Below are 19,289 nucleotides of genomic sequence, written 5' to 3' on the forward strand. Positions count from 1 at the left end.
CCTCATTCTAAGAAAAACTGTTTCTCAGCGAGAACCATCCGAAAGGGTGGCCCTTTTTTGTGTCTGTTGTTTACTAACTATATTAGGTGTATTTGGCTATTGCGGATAGCCCTTTTACTCAGCAAAGCACTGGCGTGCTCCATCCCATGGGAAACCTAACCCCTCGGATATTTGAACTACGCATTCGGAAACATTCATGTTGGTTAGTGCCAGGGCGTACGTCCTGTACGGCCGTTCGTTCCTTTTAAGGTGACGTTAAGTCACCTTAAATTTGCGTTGCAAACCGGAGCCTCACCCATCCCTGGTGCAGCCACCAGTCTCGCCCTCCCTGGCGAGCCGCTCCGGTTGCTGCGAATGTCTGTGGACATTCGGTCAACCTACGCCCTCATGTGACAACGTGGTTGCCAGAGATAGCTCTCGTCACGAAATGAATTGTCCCTTGCCGGCCTACGGAGCTCCTGATTCTAAGAAAAACTGTTTCTCAGCGAGAACTATCCGAAAGGGTGGCCCTTTTTTGTGTCTGTTGTTTACTAACTTTATTAGGGTTATTTGGCTATTGCGGATAGCCCTTTTACTCAGAAGAGCACTGGCGTGCTCCATCCCATGGAAAACCTAACCCATCGGGGCTGTTTAAGTTCGATGTTCTGCGTGAGTTCACCTCCGCCAATTCGTCCCTGAAGTAATGTCCAGCTCGGCCAGCAAGCTGGTCCAGCCGCAGAGTTCGGGTCGTTCACACGGCGCAAATGAAACGATTCATCTGCTTCTAACCGTGTTCACCCATGCCTCGCGTTCATCACTTTATTCGCCATATCCTTGTGGTTCACCTGCTGACGCAGGCCAGCTAAAGCTGTTCAAACTGATTCCGGTTCAGTTTGTCGGCGTGCCATAGGCACCCCTCATTCGCTACGCTCACCGCTCTTCACCCAGTGTGGGTCCAACCCCAAGTAACCTTAGCGCGCTGCCCCCATTACACGAAAAAGCCCTTGTTGAAAGACAGAGACTTTGTTATTGACTGTAGAAACCTTGCCAGTTCATGATGAACTTATCTCGTGGGACAAAGTTCGACTGTAAGCCTGGTATTTATTCAGTGAAAGCATCCCTTCGCGAGATCATATTTTCCTCAATGACTCGGAGTTACAGCTCTAGGCATTTCCTTATATCTGGTATGAAAAATTGGCGAGATAGCGCGGTTGCGGCCGGCTCTAAACTTGGTCTATGGGATTCAATTGGGACGAATAAGGCTAAGCCTTTACCGTTCTATTAGTTATTGGCTATAGGCTCAGTGATGTGTTTGCCTGACTATATTGAATAAGCAAAGGCTTTTTTGGGAAGGGGAAACGCTAAGCCAGATGGTGTGGGTAATTGAGCACTACTGATATACAACGACTCTGCCACATACAAAAAAGCACCTGATATTAATCAGGTGCTTTTGGTATGCAAAATAAAATTAAAAGCTACAAAAGAACTTATTCTTCGTCAGCTTGTTCAGATTCACGATATTCCTGGAATTCTGAATGAGTAATCTTATTATCTTCGTTTTGGTCAATTTCGTTAAAAGAGGCTATGACATCAGCTTCTGATGCTTCATCTTCGGTAACATGACCATCACCATTTTTATCCATCATTTCAAATGCTTTATGTGTAGCCATGCCGTCTTCGGACTGACGCATATTGTCATCCATATAGGCTACTTCGGTATCACGGTCTTGCTCAAGCTGATTCATTGAATCTTGACCATGAGATTTTGCAGCGTGTTCCATTGTATTAGATTCACGCATTCCTTGTGTCATTTCAGAGCTACCTTCTTCAACTGTAGCTGAAATGTTTTCCTGTTGATAATCCATATCTTCACGAGACTGCTTGGCAACTTTATCCATATCAGCTTCAACTGTTGCTTTCGTCAGTTGAATATCTTCTTTCACTTGGTCAGAAAACGCTTTTGGATTGTTGTCGTAAAAAGTTACGTATTCGTTTTCAGATAAAGATTGATCGCCATTTTTATCAATTTTTTCAAAGTATTCTGAGATAGGAGCGTCTTTGACTTCTTCCATCGATACCATTTGATCGCCGTTATTGTCCAGGCTATTAAATGTGCTACCAATTTTTTCCATATTGTTATGGGCATAGGCTGCAGTTGATAGTGCACCTGAAATTACAACAGCTAAAGTAAGCTTTTTCATATATATTTCCTTTGTCGTGCCTCCGTAGAAACTACTGACCGGAGGAAAAGTTCAATATAAACCATACACTATCTATGCCTTTCTGGAAAAAACCATAATATTCAATATGGTATAGAGTAATGAGAACAATTTTTCAGAAATAGGTTGGAAGATCTTTACTTACTATTTTGCAAATTATTCGCATTTTATTAACGCCAGAGGTTTAGCAATATTATTGGATACAAAGGGCGGACTGGTTAATGAGAGCTAGGTAATAAACGATAGAAAATGGATAACGTGCTTGTTCTGATTAGTTTGACAAGGCTATCGTGATAGAACGAAATTGGCGGTGCAAGATAGTAATCTATGTGAAGTCAGTGCATGTCAAAATAGCAATAAGTTGGAACTGCCAGCAGATACGTTATTAATGGAAATCTCTGGAGACAACATTAAGGTCTTCCAACCATTGGGTTCTATCCGTAAGCCGCCCGGCAATAACATGAATAACCCCTTCATCGGAACGCTCTAAAATACCGTCTACCTGAAGAATACTGGCTTGCATATAAGCAGCTTGTTGGTGGCGAGCGGTGGCCTGCCACACCACAACATTTGTATTACCCGTATGGTCTTCCAATGTTAAAAAAGTTACACCAGAAGCTGTGCCCGGAGCTTGTCGGCAGGTTACGCAGCCTAAAATCCGAACCACAGTTTTGTTTTTTGCCTGTTTGAGACTACTGGCAAGGGTAATATCAGGCAGGTTTTGCTGTTGATGTATTAAGGCAATGGGATGATGTTTGATAGATAAGCCGGTTGCTGCATAATCTTCAATTAAGCTTTGTACCTTGGTAGGAGAAACGATATAGCTTTGTTCACTCTCAGCGCATTCAAAAAGTGGCAGTTCACTTTGTTTATCCATAATTTGCCAGCGAGCCTGGTATCGATTACCGGCTATAGCTTTAAAAGCATCGGCGCTGGCAAGTGCAGCAATCTCATCATTTTTTAATATCTTTGTGTGTGTCACGCTTTGGATAGAAGCAAAGCCTGTAGATGGCCTGCATTCAATCAAGCGCGCCATAGCCTGTTCATTTAAGCCTTTGACCAAACGAAAACCAAGTTGAATATATTTGTAGGAGCCTTTTATTACCAGAGCATGCTCCCAATGAGATGTATTAATACAAACGGGTATCAATCCAACGTGATGACGTTTTGCATCCTGAACCAACTGGCTGGGTGTGTAGAATCCCATCGGCCAACTGTTTAAAAGGCCAATATAAAATTCAGTAGGAAAATAATGCTTCAACCAACACGACACATAGGTTAATACCGCAAAAGAGGCAGAATGAGACTCAGGAAATCCATAACCACTGAACCCTTTTATTTGATCAAATAACTGATTGGCGAAGTCTGGCTGGTACCCTTTGCTAAGCATGCCGTCTACTAATTTTTGTCGAAACTGAGCCAGGCGACCATCTTTTTTCCAGCTGGCCATAGCTCGCCGTAACTGGTCGGCCTCGCCTCCGGTAAATCCTGCGGCCACCATTGCCAGCTGAATAACCTGCTCCTGAAAAATGGGCACGCCCATAGTTCGCGATAATACCTGTTCAACGTCTGCTGAAGGGTAATGTACAACCTGTTTTTTTTGACGTCGTTTTAAATAGGGATGGACCATTTCGCCTTGAATGGGGCCGGGTCTGACGATCGCTATCTGAACCACCAAATCATAATATTTGCGGGGTTTGAGCCGGGGCAACATGCCCATTTGTGCGCGGGATTCAATTTGAAACACACCCACCGTATCAGCCTTGCAAATCATATCGTACACTTGCGGATCATCGCCCAGCTTGGTGATAAAAGGAATAGAAACAGGATAATTGAGTTGTTTCTCAATCAGCTTAAAGGTTTTTTGAATGGCAGTAAGCATGCCTAATGCCAGCACATCTACTTTAAGTAATCCTAATGTTTCTAAATCATCTTTATCCCACTGAATTACCGTACGTTCAGTCATTGCGGCGTTTTCTATTGGCACCAGCTCGTATAAAGGGCCGGCGCTGATAACAAACCCTCCGACATGCTGAGAAAGGTGACGGGGAAACCCTATAATCTGCTCAACCAGATACACCAGTTGTTTTACCCGAAGCACGTTAGGGTTCAGGCCGAGCTGCTTTAATTGGGATTTCCAGGGTATGGTTTTGTCCCGGCGATTGATATTTTTGATTACGTAATCTAATTGAGATTCGGCAAAGCCCAGAGCTTTTCCTACTTCTCTGAAAGCACTTTTAAATCGAAAAGCGATAACAGTGGCCGCTAACGCAGTACGTTCGCGTCCGTATTTATTATAGATATACTGAATAACTTCTTCTCGTCGGCTATGTTCAAAATCAACATCAATATCGGGGGGCTCGTCGCGCTCTTTAGATATAAAACGTTCAAATAAAACATTAATTTGACGAGGGTCCACAGCGGTTATTTCAAGACAATAACATACCACCGAATTGGCGGCAGACCCGCGCCCCTGATACAAAATATCTTGATGGGCCGCAAACTGAACTACATCATAAATGGTTAAGAAAAAATACTCATAGTGTTGCTCATGAATCAAACGCATTTCTTTTTCGATAAGAGCGCGTATGTCGGCCGGTGGTTCCTGTCCAAAACGTTTTTTTATGCCTTTTTCAACACACTCACGCAGATAAGACTGCGCTGTTTGGCCTTCAGGTATTATCTCGGCCGGATACTGGTAACGCAGCTCAGATAAACAAAAATCACATTGGTTGGCGATATCTAGTGAGGCTTCAAGCCAATTTTTTGGATAAAGCTTTTTTAATTTGTTTAAGGAACGCAAACAACGCTCAGCATTTATCTGGCTAAGTTGGCCCAATGCTTCTACGGTTGTATTTTGTCCGATGGCATGCAATACGTGTTGCACCGGAAGTCTGTCACTATGGTGAAACAATGCCTGTGACGTAGCCACTATCGGTATCGAAAACCTCAGAGCTAACCGTTCAATTGCCGCCCAGGAGGTTTCATCATTACCATTTAAAAGCCGGCTGGCACCTATCCAGCAACGTGAAGGCATATGCTTTGTTAGCCATTTACCCCAGTGATCATTTGTGGGTTCAGACTCGCCAGGTAACCAAATAGCCATACAGTGTTGTATGGATTTTAAATCCCACTCGGCCAATTGGTATTCACCCTTATCAGACCTACGTCGAGCATTAGTAATTATTCGACATAACTCGGTGTAAGCCGGTTTATTGGGGCAAAGCAATACCAGCTCTAGGCCGGCGGCCATAACAAAGCGACTGCCTACAATAATTTTAATGGGTAAGTTGTGACGCTTTTTTTCTGCATAAGCCCTGACAACTCCGGCTACAGAGCACTCATCGGTTATCGCTAACGCTTCATAACCTAAAAATGCTGCAGTAGTCAGTAACTCTTCAGGGTGAGAGGCGCCGGTTAAAAAACTAAAATTAGACTGGCACACAAGCTCAGCAAACATCAGCAGTACCATCCCTGTACAAACCATTCCCCTCCATGTGCTTTGAAAATAGACAATCTTTGTCCGGTCGGGGTACGGGCAATATAGTAATCGCGCTTTTGTATATCATCGTCCCACCAACCAGCATGGATACGTACGGGCCCGTATTCAATATGACACTCTTCGCTTAATAACTTACATGCCAATAAGCAAATTCCGGGTGTAGTGTGTTTTAGGTTTGTCGAAGAATGTGGTTGGTGGGGCAGGTGATGACTAATACGATGATCTTCGCCGGCTACGGGTGTACTGACCGCGGCCTCACCCAGACGGGTTTTGAGTCTGCTAATCAAGTGCTTTTGAGCGAACACATGTTGCCGGTTGCTAAAAAAATCTGAGGTTTGTTCGGTCAGGGCTTCCAGCGCAACCACGTTCAATTGTGTTTGAATAACGGGGGCGACGAGCGTGAGTGTTTCAAGCTTTAGTCGTAATAAACTTTGCCACTGAGAAAACTGACTTAAAGGCATGGCGCTTTGTATATTAAGCAACTGCACCGGATGGTCACGAAAATAGAGTGAAAATTGCAGATGGCTGGTGAGCTTGTTGCGCAACCTGGCATAAGTTAAGAACTCCTCCAGTAAGGTCTCAAGCCAGGGCGTCAGCCGTGAAGCTTCGCTAATTTCATAGGACGGAGTTAGCTGATGACAAAATGTTGTTGGTGGATGGTATGCAATTCGTTTCGGCACAATCTCGGCGCGCAGCGCACATAAATAGCTTATAAGTTTATTATCAAAACGCTTTCCAAGCTCGGTGACGGGTAAGTTAAGTAACTCTGCCAATGAGTTAATACCAACCCGTTTTAGTGCCTGAAGTTGTTTGGGTTCAACCTGAGTGGCCCAAAGAGGACAGCGGGCCAGGGCTGCTTTGATGGCCTGCGGCTGATGAAGAAGTTGGTTAACTTTGTAATTAGTTAATACAATTGCAGCCTCAATACTCCAGGCAGACGCAAAGTGATAATTCACTGCGGCTTCTTGTAGCTCGTTTGATAAAGCAGCCCAAATACAATCTAAACCATCGTAATACTTTACCAGTGTATCCAGCCTGACTGCCAAACCATTGGGTTCATACAATACGATGTCGGCAGCCAGTTGATACAACCTGTTTGCAAGAGCCGTTAATCTTTTTGTTTCATATTCGGCCTGGTAATCAATAATCGTGAGCTGTGCACAAAGAGCGGCAGCCTGAGCCATGCCCATGCCCGGTTTTAAACCAGCCTGTTGTGCTGCTCGATTAACCTGTATCAATTGATTATTGCTCGCATGATACACCACTGTTGCAGTGTCTTGCTGAGCCGGTACCGTAACCTCTATCTGATCAAGCGTTAAGCGATAAAAGTCAAAATAAACCCACAACATACAAATCAGCCCACCTGGGCAGACAAAGCTTGCAATGCCACAGTGTTATTCATGGCCCGATAAATAGCCTGATTGTCGGGGGTGTGTTTAAACGTGATTTGAGTACTTTGACCAGGCCATGAGCCAATATTTTTATGCACCGTAATGCGTAAACCATTGCCTGCAGGCTGTAGCTCAATATCCAGCGCGACTGGCAGCGCGTTGTATTGGTGAGAAAAGGTTTCATAAAGCAGACAAAGCGTGTCGTGTTGGGCCGCCGCCACTTGTAAACGCCGGGCTTGTTTGGGTTCGATAGCCTGATGCCACATGAGTACCAAATAACAAGCTTCACTTTTAATGCATTGCTCTGCAGTCCATAAAGTTTGTTCTGGCGTTGCGCAGTAAACCACATGGACAGTATTTGAAGTTTGCCCCAGACTAGCGAGCCAGCTTTTATGAATCTTACCGGGCGGGTTTATAAATACGAGTAACTTTTGAAGGGGATTATGGCTTATCAACAACTTCAAAGCACTTATTTCGCCAATGCCTAATAAACTGCGAATACGTGTCAGCCCGGCAGCTGGAAAACCACCCGACAAAATAGTATTTAAGGCATCATAGCCCGTATTTAGCCGGGCGATCTCGGTATGTTTTAAGCTATCACTGGCCCGCCAAATAGCGGGGTGTTGTTGTAAAGAAGACGTGGATTGAGTCATAAATCACCTGTATGTATATACAGTATTATAGGCAGGTGTTTACTGATGACAAGACTAAATAAAAAAATCGCCGCTAAGTCTATTACCTGGCAGCGATTTTTTATTATAAAGCGGGGTATTATTTTGGCTTTATTTGTTTTCCCAAAGCCAGTTGGGTTAAAGATTCACAGGCACTAATGAACCCGTCTGGCGTGTTCTTTGACCAGCCAATACGAACCTGGCTGGGCTGCTGTTGCATAAATGCGCGCAGGTCTTCCATGCTTAGCTGGTTGTCAAAGGCAAGCTGACGTTTTAATGCTTCTTCGGTAGTACTGCTGTTTTGCCAGCAATCCAGCACAATGGCAGAAAAGTGACCCGTAAGAAACTGTAATACTGAATGTTGTTGTCCCCCAATAAGCCCCTTAGACGCTGCGGTATCCACATTCTGCGCATAAACCTGTTCTAACCTTGATACAATTTCAGCCAACCCCGCCAAAGCCTCATTGGCCCGATGGGTTTGGCTTTTGGAGCTGCTGCGAAGTAAAACCATCTCGCGTTGTAAGGTTTGTATTCGCATGGCGAAATAAACCAGTAACAGAACTAAAGCGCCAATAACTCCAAATGCCAGCATACTTACTTCCCTGCTTGTTTGTTTTTAATAAATGCATTGATATTTTGTTCTAAAACAAACAGTGGTACCGAACCATGCGCTAATACAGCGGTATGAAACTCGCGTACATCAAACTGTTCGCCTAGTGCCTGTTCTGCTTTTTGACGAAGTGCTTTAATTTTTATCTCGCCAATTTTATAAGACAACGCCTGAGCAGGCCATGAAATATAACGGTCAATTTCTGTTTTAATATTATGTTCAGATAAGGCGGTATTTTTCATCATGTAATCAATGGCCTGTTGACGGGTCCAACCAAACATATGCATACCGGTATCTACCACCAGTCGGCAAGCTCGCCACATTTCATAGCTCAAACGGCCAAAATGATCATAAGGCGTTTGATATATGCCAGCCTCAATACCCAAAAATTCAGAATACAGCCCCCAACCTTCACCAAAGGCTGAAATGTATGTATTTTGTCGTACGGCGGGTAGGTCACTCATTTCTTTGGCCAAAGAGATCTGTAAGTGATGACCTGGTACGGCTTCATGTAAAGTCAGCGCGGGCAGAGCGTATAAAGGGCGTTTATCTAACGCATAGGTATTTACCCAATAATACCCAGGCTCGGTTTCGTTGGCAGCATGAATATAACGCCCGGTAGTGTATTTAGGGGCAATATCTTCTGGTACTGGCGCTACCCCATATGGCGTTCTGGGTAGTTTTTCAAATAAAGCTGGCAAACTGGCATCGGCGCGTTTAGCAATAAAAGAGGCTTGTTTAAGTAAGGCCTCAGGCGTTTTGGCATAAAACTGGGGGTCGGTGCGTAAAAAACGAATAAACGCATCAATATCGCCATCAAAATCTAGCTCGTCCACAATTTTCTGCATAGCATTACGAATACGTTTAACTTCGTTTAAGCCAAGATCATGGACTTGCTGAGCGTTCATATCGGTGGTGGTGTAGTGCTTTATCCGATTGTTGTAATAGGCTTCGCCGTTTGGCCAATCTGATGCAGCAATCGACTCGCGCGCCTGAGGAATATAATGGTCTACCAAGAAATCATGATACTGCTTATAGGCCGAAACAATATCAGAACTGATAATTGCTTTAGCTTGATTGCGCAACTTTTGAGCCTGCTCCTTGCTAATAAAAGAGGGCAGGGTTTTAAACGGCGTATAAAAAACGCTGTCTTGTGCTTTATCAACTAAAAATGGTGTAACCGACGCCTCGTAATCTTTTAACACTGCTTTGGGTTGAGTATACCCTTGCTCTAAACCTTGCTGCATATAGGCTATGTTTTGTTGAATATAGCCTTTTATACGTTTTAGTTGGGTGAGGTAATCGCGGTAATCTTTTAACTTACTGAATCGTGTGGCTTTAGGCAAGGTGGCCAGTGCACTGTGAAACCCATATTCTGAGGTAAGAGGCACTTTGAAAGACTCAAATTTATGCTGGTCGATGTAATTGTTTAGCCGGTATTGCTGCATAAGCAAGGTAATTTTTTGCTCCTGTGACAATTCGGCTGGTTGATACTGTTGAGTCTTTTCTAAAAATGATGAGTAACGCTGGTGTTGTTTACTCAGAGCTTGCGGGGAGATATCGGCTGGCTTTACTTCTCGCAAATTTGACTCGTATTCCCAAATTTCTTCGATTAAAGCATCGAACGATTCATTCGCATTAACCAGCGAACTAAACCCTATCGTTACCGGCAAACACAGCCAGGTGAAACAAAATACAATATTGCGGTAAATTTTCATCATAATAACTTCCGGGCTATGGCCCGGCGTGCAGAAAAACCAGGCTAGTTTTTGTTAGGTGGATAAATTGGGTTAGAAAACGCCGCAACGATATCTGCTAATCGGGATATTTTGCGGCCCTCTGCTTTTTACCGCATCTATTCGTAACACATTATGCATCGGAACATAAGTTGTTGTCACATCGACAAATTCAGATTTTAGCTTTTTATGCGATGGGACAATCTCTATGCGGGTATGTGCGTCCCGCACAAACCTAAACAAACTTGCCTGGCTTAGCTGCCGGATATAACGCTTACCATTGCATTAAACTGGATGCGGTACCGAAGTTCAGAATTATTCAGGGCTAACCTTTCTCATCTTCGTGTAAACACAATATGGGGCGTCTGATAAAGTTTTTTCAACCTCAGGCCTTTCAACGGTTTATGATCGTTGATAGAAAAGGGGAATAAAGTCATAGTATTTTTTTGCAGGTAGTCTCAGGTTTACGACGCCCAACGAAAAGCCTGCCCGGTAATATTTGTTATTACGGCCAGCTGGTATACCATCGGTTATTCACAAAACAACAACATTGCTAACGATTATGATAAAAAAATTACTCTTGGGCGCGATGGTTTCGACTTTAAGTGCGGGTGCAGTAGCACAAACCGATAAGTCTGTGTCATTTGAGCCCGATACAAACCGTATTAAATCTCACCTGTTTTTTCTTGCTGACGACTTACTTGAAGGTCGTGATACGGGCTCGCGAGGCCACGATATTGCTTCACTGTACATTGCGACTGAATTTTCTAAGTACGGTCTTAAACCTATGGGTACCGACGGCTATATGCAGTCGGTTGAGTTTCGTAAAGCCATGCTGGAACAAGAATCGCCGTCTTTTACGTTAAGCACCGATAGCGGTGATGTGTCTTTAGCCTACCCAAAAGACTACCTGACCGGCCCAAGCCTGTTAAATACTGCTAGCCAGGTTAGTGGTGAGCTGGTTTTCGCCGGCTACGGTATTATCGCTGATGAGCTTGAGCACAACGATTATCAGGACTTAGATGTTGAAGGTAAAATTGTGGTGGTTTTATCTGGTAAGCCTAAGTCTTTCCCAAGTGAGATGGGCGCGCACTTAGCGTCAGGCTCACAAAAAGCTCAGTATGCGGTAGATAATGGCGCTATTGGCATGATCTCGGTGACTACCCCTACCGCTGAAAAAGTGCGTCCGTACCAATCTCGTTTAAGCTATATTCATACTCCGCGTATGGCATGGCTGAATGAGAACAACGAACCAGCCAATAGCTTTCCTCAGCTTAAAGGCTCAGCCTTTTTAAGCGAAGGTGCAGCGCGCAAATTGTTTGATAATGCGCCCCTGTCTTTAGACGAAATTTATGCACAGTTAGAAGACGACAAAGCACCTGAAGGGTTTGCGTTATCAGGCTCAGTAAGCATGAGTAAAAAAAGCAAGCATTCACAAATTACCAGCCCTAATGTGGTGGCGGCGCTGGAAGGCTCAGATCCAGAGCTAAAAGACGAGTACGTCGTATTTTCAGCGCACTCTGACCATATTGGCTTTGCCAAAACTGTTAAAAAAGACAACGTTAATAATGGCGCGATGGACAATGCTTCCGGTACGTCAGTCATGCTGGAAACCGCCCGTTTATTCAGTCAAATGAAACAAAAACCGAAGCGTTCTATTTTATTCGTGGCCGTCACTGGCGAAGAAAAAGGGCTGCTGGGCGCTGATTACTTTGCTCATAACCCCACGGTACCAGTAGAGAAAATGGTTGCCGACGTAAACTTGGATATGCCAATACTCACCTACGAGTTTGCCGATGTTATTGCTTTTGGTGCCAGCCATAGTGATATGAAAGCGTCAGTAGAAAAAGCAGCTTCTAATGCGGGCATCGAACTCAGTCCTGATCCGTGGCCAGAACAGGCGCTTTTCACCCGTTCTGATCATTATGCTTTTGTGAAGCAGGGGGTACCTTCGGTATTTTTGGTGCCTGGACTTAAGTCAAAAGATCCAGAAGTTGACGGTAGCAAAGTGTTTGGCGAGTTTTTATCTACGCATTATCACAAGCCAAGCGATGATACGAACCAGAAATTTAACTGGGACGCGGCGCGTACATTTGCTGAAGTCAACGCTCAAATTGGCTATACCCTAGCAACTCAGGAACAAAAGCCTAAGTGGAATAAAGACGACTTCTTCGGCGAAACGTTTGCCAAAGATCGTAAATAAAACATTGGCTTTTAAATAGAAAAAAGAGCGATACAAAAAAGCCCCCGATAACGTGTGTACAAAGTCGGGGGCTTTTTATTATTTGTTGGCGCAAATAACCTACAAAAAGGTGTGTTTGTAACAAGCCCAGTGTTCTAAAAACTGTTCAGTGGGTTTGCGGGTAAAACCGCTGCGTATAAACATATTAATCCGGCCATCGACGTAGCATATAAACATGTTTGCCAAAACGCTTTCATCAGCAGACAAGTCGCGGCCTTCCCGTAATTTACGTTCGCGTAACACCTGTTTAAACTGGGTTTCCAGACGCTCGAATAGCTTTGCAATACGTGCCCGTAACCGCTCTTGTTCGCCTAACAGCGCATCGCCATTTAAAATGCGGGTAATGCCCGGGTTTTTCTCGGCAAAACCTAACAACAAATGCAAAATCATCTGACAGCGATTGCTAGAGTCTTTTTCCTCGTTCAAAATTTTATTAATACGGGAAAATAAGGTTTCTTCGATAAACTCAATAAGCCCTTCAAACATACGAGCTTTGCTTGGGAAGTGGCGATACAACGCCGCCTCTGAAACCCCAACTTTTTCAGCCAGTTTGGCGGTGGTAATTCGTTGACCCGGGCTGGATTCTAACATGCCAGCCAGCGCCTGAAGAATTTGGGCACGGCGATTCGTCTTTTTTACAGCAGGCATAAAGCGAGTAATTCCTATGCTTTGGGCACCACGCCCGTTCCATGTACAAATAACCTAATATAGGCAACTATTGTTGTTTGAACGTCTTTGTATCGACCGGAGTTAGGTTACTTTGACGTTTTCTTTTTAAATTGGGTCGCGACAACCGACAACAGTTCGCCGGCCAGTTGCACTTTAGGTTGTGCAGGCAAATGTTGTTCACCGTCGGGCCAAATAACATGCAGCGCGTTATGGTCGCTGTTAAATCCTAATCCTGCTGTAGATATATTATTCGCCGCAATCATGTTTAATTTTTTATTGTGTAATTTGCTGCGGGCATAATGCTCAACATTTTGGCTTTCTGCGGCAAAACCGACGGTAAAGGGAGGACTCGGCAGGTTTGCTACAGTTTTGAGAATATCAGGGTTTTTGACAAAAGTAAGGGTTAACTCTTCATCCTTTTTCTTAATTTTGTTGTCAGCAACACTTGAAGCCCGGTAATCAGCCACCGCCGCGGTCGCAATAAAAATATCACACTGCTGAATTTGACCCATTACTGCATTATGCATTTGTTCAGCGCTAACAACATCTATTTTGGTTATACCTGGTGATACGTTCAGCGTGGTAGGGCCACTGATCAAGACAACCTCGGCCCCAGCTTGCTGAGCAGCATGGGCAAGTGCATAGCCCATTTTTCCTGAGCTGTGATTTGAAATATAACGCACCGGATCTAATGCTTCTTGAGTAGGGCCGGCGGTGATCAAAACTCGGGTGGCGCTTAAATCCGGCAAAGTTTTAGCGGCTGTGCATTTGCACAAGTGCTCTACAATATCTTCAGGCTCACTCATACGCCCGTAGCCGGTGTCTCCACATGCCTGAGCACCGCTGGCAGGCCCGATAAAATCGATGCCGCGGGCGGTTAGCACTGACATATTTTGCTGGGTGGCTGCCGCCTGCCACATTTGTTGATTCATAGCAGGAGCTATGACCAGCGGGGCGCGGGTGGCTAAGCATAAGGTGGTCAGTAAATCGTCGGCCAGGCCCACGGTTAGCTTTGCCAATAAGTTAGCGGTAGCCGGGGCCAGTAACAAAATGTCGGCCCATTTGGCCAACTCAATATGGCCCATCGCGGCTTCGGCTGCCGGGTCTAACAGACTATCGTGCACAATATGGCCTGACACTGCCTGCAAAGACAACGGGCTAACAAATTCTTTAGCCGAAGCGGTGACAACCACTCTTACCGTTGCTCCCTGAGCGGTAAGTTTGCGGACCAGATCAGGCGTTTTATAGGCAGCAATACCGCCGCTTATACCCAACAGAATTTTTTTGTTTTGAAGTTGCATAGCTCAAAATATAAGCGCTTATGAATAGCACAAGCGTAACATGGTCCCTTTCGTATCGGTAGTTTGATAAACGCGTACAAGGGCCAGTTTTTATCTTTTGAAGCAAGGCGTATAACTATGCCTTAAAATTTCATAAGGTAGTGTTCACATGCGAATTCAAGATCTGCCGGTAACCGAGCAGCCCCGGGAAAAACTGTTGTGCATTGGTCCTGAGGCTATGAATAATACCGAACTGTTAACGGTGTTTTTAGGAAGTGGTTCACAGGGACGCAGCGCACTTCAATTGGCACAACAGCTTTTGGTAAAATTTACCACGATGAGTCACCTTTTTACGGCCTCGGCGGAAGACTTTTGTGATATCAATGGCATTGGCATGGCGCGCTATCTGCAGTTGCAGGCCGCAAAAGAAATGGTACGGCGTATGCTAGAAGAACCATTACAGCGTCAGCATGTTTTTACTGAAGTTGCTCAGGTTAGCCAGTATTTAGTGGCTACCTTTAAAGGCTTAGAACAAGAGGTGTTTGGAATGCTGATGTTAGATAGCCAGCATCAGCTTATTGCTTACCGGCCTATGTTCTTCGGCACCATCAATAGTGCTGCCGTGTACCCAAGAGAATTAGTTAAGCAGGCACTAAAAGAAAATGCGGCTGCGGTTATTTTGGTACATAATCATCCGTCCGGGATACCTGAACCCAGTCATGCCGATATCGCCCTGACCAAACAGGTGGTGGCGGCAATGTCCTTAATGGACATTAATGTACTTGATCACTTTGTGGTAGGAGAAAGTTTAACCGTTTCTCTGTCACAACGGGGATTGATGTAATACTAAAGGCCAGTTATACTGGTAGATAGTCGAATTCTGACCTGCTTTGTTATATTGCTGGGGATGGATTTTTAGTTAATACGACGAAGCTTTGTTTAAAGTATGGTCAATAATGGCTCTATGCTTTAACATGGTGAGTTGGTGGAATTTTGAAAGGACCATTATGAAAAAGTCATTGGTATCATTGATTGTAGGTGCTGGCTTAGCTTTTTCTGCTACAGCTCAGGACCAGTCTGGCTCTACTGAAAGTGCTATGGGTGGTGTAACTACTGGATACATCGCTACTGGCGTAGTTGCTGCTGGTGTTTTGGCCGCTGTTGTTGCTAACAACCGTGGTTCTGCTGATCTGCCAGAGGACGCTCCTGTCGTTGGCAACGGCTGTAACGGCGATGACGAGCTTAACGCTGAGGGTTTCTGTGTAGGTACAACTGACACAGTAACTGGTACTGCTACAGCAACAACTATGACCTCAGTAACATTCACTTACGCACCTGCTGCATAAGTGTTTTGAACCGGTAAGATAAAGCCGCCTGGTGCGGCTTTTTTTGTTTCTGCAAAACCCTTTTTTCAAGCCAAAAGACCGCCAAATTCCTTCATGAATAAATTCAGATTTTTTAAGATAGCTACCGTGGCTTTTTTGGGCCTGTTGTTAGCCTCATGCTCATCAACCAATCAGGCGTACTTTAATACGTTGAAACTTGCTTTTAAGGCAAATCAAAGTCAGCAGGTTACCCTTGAAATGGTAAGACAAAGTCAGGCTGATTTACTGCAAGTTCAAATTGGTGAAAAACCTACCGCATTTATGGCTTTGGGTTTTATTGAAAACAATCTGAATAAATGGGTATCGGCAGACAATGCAATTATAAAGATTCACCATGGCGTTATTGTTGCTACCGAAGGGTTCGAACACGACCTGCTTTACACCAGTAATGTCAAAGAAAACCCTTTAACCGACACCGCGATGGTTAATTTTTCATGGCAACGGCAGGTAGATATTGCCTCGGTAGGTTACGGACTGGTTATTGAAGGGCAGTGGCGAATACAGCAAAATGAAGCCATAAGTATTTTAGAGCAATCGTTCGACACCCAGAAAATTACTGAGCAAGTGACCTTTCCTAAAACAGGCCCATACATTGATACCCAAACCCAATGGCAAAATACCTACTGGGTTAACTCAACCAATGGTGAGCTTCTTAAAGCTTCGGTAAAAATAATGCCTCAAGCACCGCGTATTCAAATGACCTATGTCAGCCGTGCGGCAAGATACATTGCCCAACAGGAGGCCTCACAATGAAGTTTATGGTAGGCGTAATACTTTCGGTGCTGGCGAGTTTCAGCGTAGCTGAAGTTAATATAAAAATTAATAAGCAACAATATCGGTTTCAGCAACCGGTACGGTTATCGCAGGTTCTTTCCATCGTAGCGACAAATCAGGATTGGTATTGGCCGGCAACAGGATTTTACCAACTTGATGAAAGTGTAGAGCCGCAGCGTGATGAAGTACTGAGTCTGATTAATACGCTTATTGTTGAGCTGGAACCCAATAATGAACGCGCCATCGGGTTGCAGGCTTTACGTCAGCAGATAGAAAGCTGGAAACTGGCTAAACGCATCAAACGCCCGGTAAGCTATGATTTAGCCCGTGTGAATATGGCCCACAATCCCAAATTACTTGATGGTGAATATTTACTTTCATTAAGCCCAAGACCTGACCTAGTGTACTTAAGTGGTTTGGTTAAGACCCCGGGGCCCTATCAGCATTTACCCGGTGCCAATGCTCACCAATACACCCAAAATATTACGTTACGCGACGATGCAGACCCCGACTTTGTTTATGTTATTACCCCTTCGGGTGACGTTCAAAAAATAAAAACTGCATACTGGAATCGTGAATATATTCAGCTTATGCCCAAGAGCCAGTTGTATGTACCCATTTTTTCTTATCTTCTCACTCCCTCGTTGTCTGAGCTAAATCAGAAAGTGGCGGAGCTTGCTGTTCATAGGGTGCTGTAATGTTATCAAGCAAACGAACGACTCTTTCATTACTGATTGCCAGTACTTTTGCCACGGCAGCTGGCGCTCAACAAGCAGACAATACGTTAGCGGTTAAGCCTTCACAAATGGTGCAGGGTGGGGCCGGTTTAATACAGACACCCACCTCGCGTATGCGCCCTGAAGGTGAACTGTCACTCAGCTATACCGATAATGACCAGTATCGTTTTTGGACCGTAAGCCTGCAGTTATTTCCGTGGATGGAAGCTACCGCCCGGTACACTGATGTCAGAACCCGGTTGTACAGTAATGTAGAAAGCTTCAGTGGCGATCAAACCCTGAAAGACAAAGGCCTGGATGTAAAATTCAGATTGTTGGAAGAAAGTTTTTATCTGCCTGAAGTTTCGGTTGGTTTTCGCGATATTGGCGGTACCGGCTTTTTTGAAAGTGAGCATATATCAGCCAGTAAAGCCTGGGGGCCGTTCGACTTTCACTTAGGCATGGGCTGGGGCTATCTGGGGACTGCAAACAGCTTTACCAATCCGTTTTGCGAACTGCGGGACAGCTTTTGTAACCGCCCGGGTGGCTTTAGTGGTAATGGCGGTAAGGTTGATTACGATCAGTTTTTCAAAGGGCCGGCAGCCATGTTTGGGGGGGTTGAATATCAAACACCCTGGCAGCCGTTAACCCTTAAAGTCGAGTACGAAGGCAACAACTATACCCAGGACAGAGCGGGGCGATTACAGCAAGACTCGCGCTGGAATGCAGCCGCGGTATACCGTTGGAATAATTTTGATTTTACCCTGAATTATCAGCGCGGAAATACCATCGGTTTTGGGGTGACTTATAACTTCAATATGAACACCTTTGAGCAAATTAAAATCGATGAGTCGCCACGCTCAATTGTACGTTCACAGCCGCCTGCCTCGGCAACTGATATTGATCGGGTAGCGCTGTCACGTGGGTTACGTTCTGAAGCGGGGTTAGTACTGCACGATGTCCGTATTGAAGAAGACAAAATCACCGTGTATGGCCAACAAACTGCCTATCGCGACCTGGTTGAAGCCACCGAGCGTGCCGGGCGGGTATTGGCCGACGAACTCCCCCAGGAAGTAACCCAGTACCGGGTTGTTGAAACCAATGGCGGTCTGCCCATGACCACCACCCAGATTGATGCCAGCGCGTTTAAATCAGCGGCTCGCTATGAAGGTGTAAAAAGCGAAATAACGGATACTTATACTCGCATTAGCCCCTCATCAGAAGATCTTGCCCACTATGAGCCAGACGGTGTGACAGGCTTTGGTTATTCAGCCGATTTCTTTTATACGCAAAGCTTTGGTGGGCCTGAAGACTTTTATCTTTATCAGGGCGGTCTTATTTTAAGTGGCAGCTATACCCTGGACGAAAACTACGGCGTATTCGGGTCGCTTCGTACCACCTTGTTCGATAACTACGATAAATTTAACTATACCATCGACAAAGCTGAATCGACGTTGCCCCGGGTACGAACTTATATTCGTGAATATATCTCTGGTTCAGATGTAGCGCTTGATACGCTTTACGGACGCTGGATAGATAAAGTGGATGACAACTGGTACGCACAAGCCTATGGCGGTTATTTAGAAACCATGTTTGCTGGTGTGGGTGCTGAGGCTTTGTATCGTCCGGTAGACAGCAATTTTGCGTTTGGTGTTGATATCAATTATGTACAGCAACGTTCGTTTGAAAACGACTGGGACCTGTTTGATTACAACGCAGTCACTGGGTTTGCTACCGCGTACTGGCGCCCCGAATTTTTACCAGAAACTCGTATCTCGGTGAGTGCCGGACAGTTTTTGGCAAAAGATAAAGGCGTGAACATCGATTTTGCAAAACGGTTTGATAGCGGCATTGTGGTGGGTGCCTATGCAGCCTTCACCGATGCCTCATCCGAAGATTATGGCGAAGGCAGCTTTACCAAAGGCTTTTATATTTCGGTTCCGCTGGACTTATTTATTATACAGCCAGCCAAAGGCAGTGGTCGTTTTCCGTGGGTGCCCATCTCTCGAGATGGTGGACAAATGCTTAACCGGCCTTCTCAGCTGATTAATATTACTGCGCCGCGTTCACCGTTTATGGAATAATCCAGGTGCCTTGAGGCAGGATACAACAAGG

At 44.9% G+C, this 19,289-nt stretch carries 15 protein-coding genes; 6 read left to right on the forward strand and 9 right to left on the reverse strand.

Annotated features, from left to right (window positions below):
- Nucleotides 1–1,466: 1,466 nt before the first annotated feature.
- From JK130_RS10850 to JK130_RS16840, 7 genes are all read right to left on the reverse strand, one after another.
- The gene (locus JK130_RS10850; RefSeq protein WP_218354353.1) at nt 1,467–2,180 is read right to left on the reverse strand and encodes an EF-hand domain-containing protein; all 714 of its coding nucleotides are present in this window, start codon (nt 2,178–2,180) and stop codon (nt 1,467–1,469) included.
- A 403-nt stretch (nt 2,181–2,583) separates the two neighbouring features.
- Nucleotides 2,584–5,658: an error-prone DNA polymerase gene (locus JK130_RS10855; RefSeq protein WP_246587768.1), complete on the reverse strand. Its 3,075-nt coding sequence runs from the start codon at nt 5,656–5,658 to the stop codon at nt 2,584–2,586.
- Nucleotides 5,658–7,049, reverse strand: coding sequence for a Y-family DNA polymerase (locus tag JK130_RS10860; protein ID WP_218354355.1), 1,392 nt, complete (start codon nt 7,047–7,049; stop codon nt 5,658–5,660). The genes JK130_RS10855 and JK130_RS10860 overlap by 1 nt, the downstream gene beginning before the upstream one ends.
- A 5-nt stretch (nt 7,050–7,054) precedes the next feature.
- Nucleotides 7,055–7,744, reverse strand: a complete 690-nt coding sequence (locus JK130_RS10865) for a recombinase RecA (RefSeq protein ID WP_218354356.1) — start codon at nt 7,742–7,744, stop codon at nt 7,055–7,057.
- Nucleotides 7,745–7,862: 118 nt separating this feature from the next.
- Complete coding sequence (locus JK130_RS10870) at nt 7,863–8,354, reverse strand: hypothetical protein (RefSeq protein ID WP_218354357.1); 492 nt, start codon at nt 8,352–8,354, stop codon at nt 7,863–7,865.
- A 2-nt stretch (nt 8,355–8,356) separates the two neighbouring features.
- A complete protein-coding gene (locus tag JK130_RS10875; RefSeq protein WP_218354439.1) occupies nt 8,357–10,090 on the reverse strand; it encodes a DUF885 domain-containing protein in 1,734 nt (577 codons plus the stop codon).
- Between the two features lie 72 nt (nt 10,091–10,162).
- Nucleotides 10,163–10,339: a DUF1820 family protein gene (locus JK130_RS16840; RefSeq protein ID WP_425514606.1), complete on the reverse strand. Its 177-nt coding sequence runs from the start codon at nt 10,337–10,339 to the stop codon at nt 10,163–10,165.
- 331 nt (nt 10,340–10,670) lie between these two features.
- Between JK130_RS16840 and JK130_RS10885 the strand changes: the two genes are divergently transcribed.
- A complete protein-coding gene (locus JK130_RS10885) occupies nt 10,671–12,311 on the forward strand; it encodes a M28 family metallopeptidase (RefSeq protein WP_218354358.1) in 1,641 nt (546 codons plus the stop codon).
- A gap of 99 nt (nt 12,312–12,410) precedes the next feature.
- On the opposite strand, the gene slmA is transcribed toward JK130_RS10885, so the two are convergent.
- Both slmA and coaBC read right to left on the reverse strand, forming a co-directional pair.
- Nucleotides 12,411–12,998, reverse strand: coding sequence for a nucleoid occlusion factor SlmA (gene slmA / locus JK130_RS10890; protein ID WP_218354359.1), 588 nt, complete (start codon nt 12,996–12,998; stop codon nt 12,411–12,413).
- A 107-nt stretch (nt 12,999–13,105) separates the two neighbouring features.
- Nucleotides 13,106–14,320 (reverse strand): bifunctional phosphopantothenoylcysteine decarboxylase/phosphopantothenate--cysteine ligase CoaBC, encoded by a 1,215-nt coding sequence (gene coaBC, locus JK130_RS10895; protein ID WP_218354360.1) that lies wholly within the window; start codon nt 14,318–14,320, stop codon nt 13,106–13,108.
- Nucleotides 14,321–14,468: 148 nt separating this feature from the next.
- Here coaBC and radC point away from each other — a divergent pair, with 148 nt between their 5' ends.
- From radC to JK130_RS10920, 5 genes are all read left to right on the forward strand, one after another.
- Nucleotides 14,469–15,143, forward strand: coding sequence for a RadC family protein (radC, locus tag JK130_RS10900; RefSeq protein WP_218354361.1), 675 nt, complete (start codon nt 14,469–14,471; stop codon nt 15,141–15,143).
- A 163-nt stretch (nt 15,144–15,306) separates the two neighbouring features.
- A complete protein-coding gene (locus tag JK130_RS10905; RefSeq protein WP_218354362.1) occupies nt 15,307–15,645 on the forward strand; it encodes a hypothetical protein in 339 nt (112 codons plus the stop codon).
- 93 nt (nt 15,646–15,738) lie between these two features.
- Nucleotides 15,739–16,437 carry a YjbF family lipoprotein gene (locus JK130_RS10910; protein WP_218354363.1) on the forward strand — a complete coding sequence of 233 codons (699 nt, stop codon included), beginning with the start codon at nt 15,739–15,741 and terminating at the stop codon, nt 16,435–16,437.
- The gene (locus JK130_RS10915; RefSeq protein WP_218354364.1) at nt 16,434–17,156 is read left to right on the forward strand and encodes a capsule biosynthesis GfcC family protein; all 723 of its coding nucleotides are present in this window, start codon (nt 16,434–16,436) and stop codon (nt 17,154–17,156) included. Before JK130_RS10910 ends, JK130_RS10915 begins: the two co-directional genes overlap by 4 nt.
- The gene (locus JK130_RS10920) at nt 17,156–19,258 is read left to right on the forward strand and encodes a YjbH domain-containing protein (RefSeq protein ID WP_218354365.1); all 2,103 of its coding nucleotides are present in this window, start codon (nt 17,156–17,158) and stop codon (nt 19,256–19,258) included. Before JK130_RS10915 ends, JK130_RS10920 begins: the two co-directional genes overlap by 1 nt.
- Nucleotides 19,259–19,289 lie beyond the last annotated feature (31 nt).

This window comes from Alteromonas lipotrueiana (assembly GCF_019249245.1).
GTDB classification, from domain to species: domain Bacteria; phylum Pseudomonadota; class Gammaproteobacteria; order Enterobacterales; family Alteromonadaceae; genus Alteromonas; species Alteromonas lipotrueiana.

Excerpts from the sequence above, each read along its gene's own strand:
- JK130_RS10850 (WP_218354353.1), bottom strand. The coding sequence starts at position 2,180 with ATGAAAAAGCTTACTTTAGCTGTTGTAATTTCAGGTGCACTATCAACT.
- JK130_RS10855 (WP_246587768.1), bottom strand. The coding sequence starts at position 5,658 with ATGTTTGCTGAGCTTGTGTGCCAGTCTAATTTTAGTTTTTTAACCGGC.
- JK130_RS10860 (WP_218354355.1), bottom strand. The coding sequence starts at position 7,049 with ATGTTGTGGGTTTATTTTGACTTTTATCGCTTAACGCTTGATCAGATA.
- JK130_RS10865 (WP_218354356.1), bottom strand. The coding sequence starts at position 7,744 with ATGACTCAATCCACGTCTTCTTTACAACAACACCCCGCTATTTGGCGG.
- JK130_RS10870 (WP_218354357.1), bottom strand. The coding sequence starts at position 8,354 with ATGCTGGCATTTGGAGTTATTGGCGCTTTAGTTCTGTTACTGGTTTAT.
- JK130_RS10875 (WP_218354439.1), bottom strand. The coding sequence starts at position 10,090 with ATGAAAATTTACCGCAATATTGTATTTTGTTTCACCTGGCTGTGTTTG.
- JK130_RS10885 (WP_218354358.1), top strand. The coding sequence starts at position 10,671 with ATGATAAAAAAATTACTCTTGGGCGCGATGGTTTCGACTTTAAGTGCG.
- slmA (WP_218354359.1), bottom strand. The coding sequence starts at position 12,998 with ATGCCTGCTGTAAAAAAGACGAATCGCCGTGCCCAAATTCTTCAGGCG.
- coaBC (WP_218354360.1), bottom strand. The coding sequence starts at position 14,320 with ATGCAACTTCAAAACAAAAAAATTCTGTTGGGTATAAGCGGCGGTATT.
- radC (WP_218354361.1), top strand. The coding sequence starts at position 14,469 with ATGCGAATTCAAGATCTGCCGGTAACCGAGCAGCCCCGGGAAAAACTG.
- JK130_RS10905 (WP_218354362.1), top strand. The coding sequence starts at position 15,307 with ATGAAAAAGTCATTGGTATCATTGATTGTAGGTGCTGGCTTAGCTTTT.
- JK130_RS10910 (WP_218354363.1), top strand. The coding sequence starts at position 15,739 with ATGAATAAATTCAGATTTTTTAAGATAGCTACCGTGGCTTTTTTGGGC.
- JK130_RS10915 (WP_218354364.1), top strand. The coding sequence starts at position 16,434 with ATGAAGTTTATGGTAGGCGTAATACTTTCGGTGCTGGCGAGTTTCAGC.
- JK130_RS10920 (WP_218354365.1), top strand. The coding sequence starts at position 17,156 with ATGTTATCAAGCAAACGAACGACTCTTTCATTACTGATTGCCAGTACT.